Origin of the sequence: Bartonella silvatica (genome assembly GCF_040545155.1) — a bacterium.
In the GTDB taxonomy this organism is placed as follows: Bacteria; Pseudomonadota; Alphaproteobacteria; order Rhizobiales; family Rhizobiaceae; genus Bartonella; species Bartonella silvatica.
In genome coordinates, this window is record NZ_JBEPLI010000037.1 from 1 (window position 1) to 4,974 (window position 4,974).

Genomic DNA, 4,974 nt, shown 5'->3' on the forward strand with positions numbered 1-4,974 from the left:
CAAATTGCGGGTAGTCTTTGGCAATTTCGTCGTTATAAAGAATATCTACTTCACGATCAGCCAATTGATAGCTTGCCATATGGTCATTCTCATTGTTTTTCTCGGTTGACCAGCCTAGGCTTTTTAAAAGTGCATGAGCACTTTCCATGGTGAGACGATCATCAGTATCATCTGCTTCATCCACTTCCTCTGCCACTTCAACAGAAGTTGTTTTAGAAGCAACAGATGCTGTTTGCACATCCAAGCTTAAAATCAATGCCTTTTTGGGAAAACCTGTTCAATAACGCTGTGCAAGAGTAAGAGCGTTCTCAATATCATATTTTGTGATGTTTTCCACAAAACCTAGACAGCTCTTTCTTTGAAAACTCTCCTTATAAAACTTAAGTTTTTTGACATTGCCAGTCAAAATAAGTGCAATAAGGTGAAATTCTGCAAGGCAAAATTCACTGTTTGTTATCAACGCCGCATAATCATAGATGATTTGGTTGCTGTTTTGGTTGTCAGCCCACTCAAGTATATCTGTACAAATCTCCTTTAGTTTGCCTTCATCCAATTCAGTACTAGAAACTGTATAAACTTCTTCTGCTTCTTTGATGGCTATATATTGAGGCATATTATAGAAAATCTCTCTATGAGCCGTAGAAAAACTAAGTGTTGAAAGGGACGCCTTGAATATAAGGATAGGTGTTTTTCCTTTTGTATCAAGGCTGTACATTATATTAATGATACGGTCTTTGCTTATAAAATAGGCATTACAATTATAATTTTTGTCGCGATAGACTGTCCAGTTCATCATTTTTAATGTTTCAGAAACTGTATTAAGAAGAACCAAAGATTGTACACCAATACGTGCATCTGCCGCCTCTCGCTCCTTTAAAACGGTCAGATGTCCTTCAGCAAATTGAACAGCGTGATTAACATATTTTTCCACATCATTGTCGTCTAAATATTCAGAAATCGTACCTTCTTTTACGGCATTTTGATAGGATTTCAGGACATCAATTTGACCTGTCAATGCTAAACAAGCCAAATGCCATGGGATATCGGGACAAGAGCTATATTTTTGAACAAGCGCTTTGCTTTCTATCGCTGCTTCTAAATCCTGAGCACGCGCCCATTGTATCACCCGCTCAGAAATTTTGATAAGCTCCTGCTCATTTAATGTCTCTACACGAATATCAATCCCTTTATCAACACCACTAAAAACCCTTCCCCCAATCGTATTAAAAGACTGATAAATATTTGTAGCTGATATCTGCCTACATTTTCTACTATCGTGAATATAATGGCAAGCGACAGAAATCTCTTTATTAGATATTTCAGCTTCAATACGGACATTGTAATCACCATGAAGACGGATAAAACCAAAATCAAATTGAATAAAGCGGTCGGGCAAAACCAACCACATTTTTCCAGGCTCTGTGGCAAACCACCCTTGGGTTTTAAGAATGCGCGTTGCTGCTGTGAGACTCATCAAACGCTGTTTCGGTTTTTTGCGTGTTAAAATGTCATCCAATTCGTTATTTTTATAAGCCTCAGCAAAAAAGATAACGCGCTCAACCTGTGTCATCTTTTCATAATCAGAAAACTCTGGTGTATATAATTGAGGTGTAGGTTTGTAATTCCTTAAAGCTTCGATATCGCCGAGTAGAGCCTTTGCAACGAGAGAATGATTAGCAGATTCTTCACGTAATTTTTTCTCAATATCTTGTGCTTGCGCCCAAGCTAACACTTTGTTTAAAGCTATCTTAACGTGGTTTTCAAAAAACTCCAGCGCTGTAACTCCAAAATCTTCTTCTGAAGAAATCAGCATATCCTCATATAGAGGTTGAGATTCTTTACCGTTAGCATATTCACAGCCAAGACAATAAGCAGCAGTAGTAAGACTGACAGAAACCCACAATCTTCCGCTATCCCGTCCATAATCTATGACACCATAATGAATACGCACTATGCGATCGGGGAGGTGATAATAAGCAAACATATCACCCATTTCATCGCGATGGGGCTCCCAACCAACTTTTTTTAAAATCTCTGTTGCGTCTTTGGTTTGCATCGTCATTACCCCCCAGCATGTTCCATAATTCTTTTACAGAGAAATTCATAAAAATTACTTGCGTAATACTGGGGATCGCTAGGTGGAAATCTAAGATAGAGCGGGCACTCACAATCCTGAAACTGAGTATAATCAAAGTAAAATGTCTCACCAAAATCAGTTCTACTCACAACAAGCTGTTCTAATGTCGCAAAACCATGTCTCCTATGATATAAGTTTTTATGCACAATATCACCAGCAGGATTATCTTCAAAACTTGCGTTATAAATGCTAAAAATTTCATAACCTCCAATTTCTCCTCCCTTATAATTTTTTAAAAAATCCTTATAAGAAGTTGTAAACTGTAAACCGAGAGTTTTTTCTGCCTCTTTAATTCGTACATCACTAACTGCATCCTCTGCAGTACCAAAATTGATAATATCATCATCATATTTATTTACTTTATCAATTAATACTGCAACATCATCTAAAGTATAGGTTTTCATGGATGAACCTCAAAACGTGCGTTATAAACGCTCCATATTTCCTCTATCAATTTCACCTCTTCCATAGTTTTTTCCAAAAACTCTTGTAAAAAGGGATAGGTTGCGGAGTGGGAGTGTGCTCAATCTTTTCAATCGGTTGATCACCATCAGGTATCTCAGCTCCCACGCTTTCTTTAATTCTTTTACAAAGGAATTCATAAAAATTGCTAGCGTAATATTCGCAATTATCCAATGGAAGCATGACATAGAGTGGGCATTCTCCATCCCGAAACTGCGTATAATCAAAATAAAAGGTTTCACCAAAATCAGTACTGCTCACGAAAAGCTGTTCTGGTGTCAGAAAACCACGTTTTCTAGCATTTAAGTTTTGGAAAACAATATCACCAGCAGGAATACCTTCCCCACAATCTCCATAAATGCTAAAGATTTCATCACCACCAATTTCTCCTCCTCCATATTTTTTTAAGAAAACTTTGTAAGAGGATGTGAATTGTACGCCGAGAGCTTTCTCCGCCTTTTCAATCTGTAAATCATCTGTTTCATTCTCTTCATCATCTTCACTACCCAAATTGATAATCTCATTATCATATTTATTCACTTTATCAATTAATACTGCAACATCAGCTAAGGTATAGGTTTTCATAGATTATCCCCCCTAAAAAATATTAACGATGCTTGCATTCTTGAAAAGAAAAAAATAATGGTGGTTTAACATTGCAATTTGGAAGTAAAACCACCATACAAAGAAATTTACTTCAAATTATCTGTAATCCTTTTACAGAGGAATTCATAGAAGTTACTTGCATAATATTGTGGATCCTTGGGTGGAAAATCAAAATAGAGTGCACATTCTCCATTCTGAAATTGAGAATAATCGAAGAAAAATGTCTCTCCAAAATCGGTTCTACTAACAATAAGTTGCTGTGGCGTTGCAAAACCATTTTTTCTATAATTTAAGTTTTTATAAACAATATCATCACTACGAACAATCTCAAAGTTTGTATCATAAACGCTACATATTTCCTCACCACAAATTTCCCCTCTTCCATAGTTTTTTAAAAAACTTTTATAGGAAGACGTAAACTGCAAACCAAGAGTTTTCTCTGCTTTTTCAATCAGTGCATCATCAACTGCTTCATCTGTAGAGCCAAAATCGATACTATCGCTATATTTATCAATTAATTGTACAACATCATTTAAGGTATAGGTTTTCATAGATGAACCTCAAAACGTGCGTTATAAACGCTCCATATTTCCTCTATCAATTTCACCTCTTCCATAGTTTTTTCCAAAAACTCTTGTAAAAAGGTATAGGTTGCGGAGTGGGGGTGTGCTCAATCTTTTCAATCGGTTGATCACCTTCAGGTATCTCAACTTCCGCGTGTACTTTAATTCTTTTGCATAGGAATTCATAAAAATTACTGGCGTAATATTCGCAATCTTCAGATGGAAGCATGACATAAAGTGGGCATTCACCATCCCGAAACTGCGTATAATCAAAGTAAAAGGTTTCACCAAAATCAGCGTAACACACGACAAGCTGTTCTGATGTTGCAAAACCACGTTTTCTAGCATTTAAGTTTTTGAAAACAATATCACCACCAGGGATATCTGCTCCACACTCCTTATAAAGGCTAAAGATTTCTTCACCACCAATTTCTCCTCCTACATATTTTTTTAAAAAGCTCTTATAAGAAGATGTGAATTGCAAATCGAGAGCTTTCTCCGCCTTTTCAATCCGTAGATCATCAGCCACATTTTCTTCAGTACGAAAATTGATAATATCATTATATTTATCAACTAATACTGTAACATCATCTAAGGTATAGGTTTTCATCAATTATCCTCCATAAATTATTTTATAAGTTTCTTTTTTCTCTTTTCATCAATCGTAGAGTATTACTACCGATGCTCCTGTCCCCATCTGTCAAAATTTAGACCTATGATACCCCATTTCATATCAATTATTCCTCCTAAATTACTGTTTTGTTGTTCTCTATACCCTTTAGCACGTTCCTTCCAATATTCCTCTCTCCAATTACCAAACTTGTCTCTCTCTATAAGCGATTGATGTGTTTTGGAAGGAGCATGAATTACGGAACTATATTTTTGGTGAGATTCCTTGCTCATTTCTGCTATGGGACCATCATGTGTTTGCTTTAAGTGATGCAACTCAACAGACTCATCATCAAATCCTATCGGTGCTCTTCCTGCTTCCATTCTCTCAACATTGGTGCCCCACACTTCTTTTTTGTTTACTGTCCATTTAGAAATTCTGTTAGGATCAAACAAATCGTCTCTCTGATAAGCTTTGTTCGTCTGTCCAAATTTGCTATCGGTAAATTTAGTGGGTTTCTTTTTTAACCAAAGCTTTTTTTCTTTAGCAGCAAGTTTGGTTAGTTCTTTCTTCGCCGCAAGTTTGTCAGGATCTCC

General features: G+C 36.4%; 5 protein-coding genes and 1 pseudogene. All 6 read right to left on the reverse strand.

Features of this window, described 5'->3' with window-relative positions:
* A pseudogene (locus ABID23_RS07530) lies at positions 1–2,056 on the reverse strand (DUF6990 domain-containing protein); the annotation flags it as partial.
* 5 nt (positions 2,057–2,061) lie between these two features.
* On the reverse strand, positions 2,062–2,541 hold the full coding sequence (locus tag ABID23_RS07535) for an SMI1/KNR4 family protein (protein WP_354190829.1): 480 nt from the start codon (positions 2,539–2,541) through the stop codon (positions 2,062–2,064).
* Between the two features lie 52 nt (positions 2,542–2,593).
* Positions 2,594–3,184: an SMI1/KNR4 family protein gene (locus tag ABID23_RS07540; protein WP_354190831.1), complete on the reverse strand. Its 591-nt coding sequence runs from the start codon at positions 3,182–3,184 to the stop codon at positions 2,594–2,596.
* A 107-nt stretch (positions 3,185–3,291) separates the two neighbouring features.
* Positions 3,292–3,756 carry an SMI1/KNR4 family protein gene (locus tag ABID23_RS07545; RefSeq protein WP_354190833.1) on the reverse strand — a complete coding sequence of 155 codons (465 nt, stop codon included), beginning with the start codon at positions 3,754–3,756 and terminating at the stop codon, positions 3,292–3,294.
* A 52-nt stretch (positions 3,757–3,808) separates the two neighbouring features.
* On the reverse strand, positions 3,809–4,378 hold the full coding sequence (locus ABID23_RS07550) for an SMI1/KNR4 family protein (RefSeq protein ID WP_354190835.1): 570 nt from the start codon (positions 4,376–4,378) through the stop codon (positions 3,809–3,811).
* A 65-nt stretch (positions 4,379–4,443) separates the two neighbouring features.
* Positions 4,444–4,974: HNH/ENDO VII family nuclease (locus ABID23_RS07555; RefSeq protein WP_354190837.1), on the reverse strand; the 531-nt coding region annotated here is incomplete at its 5' end.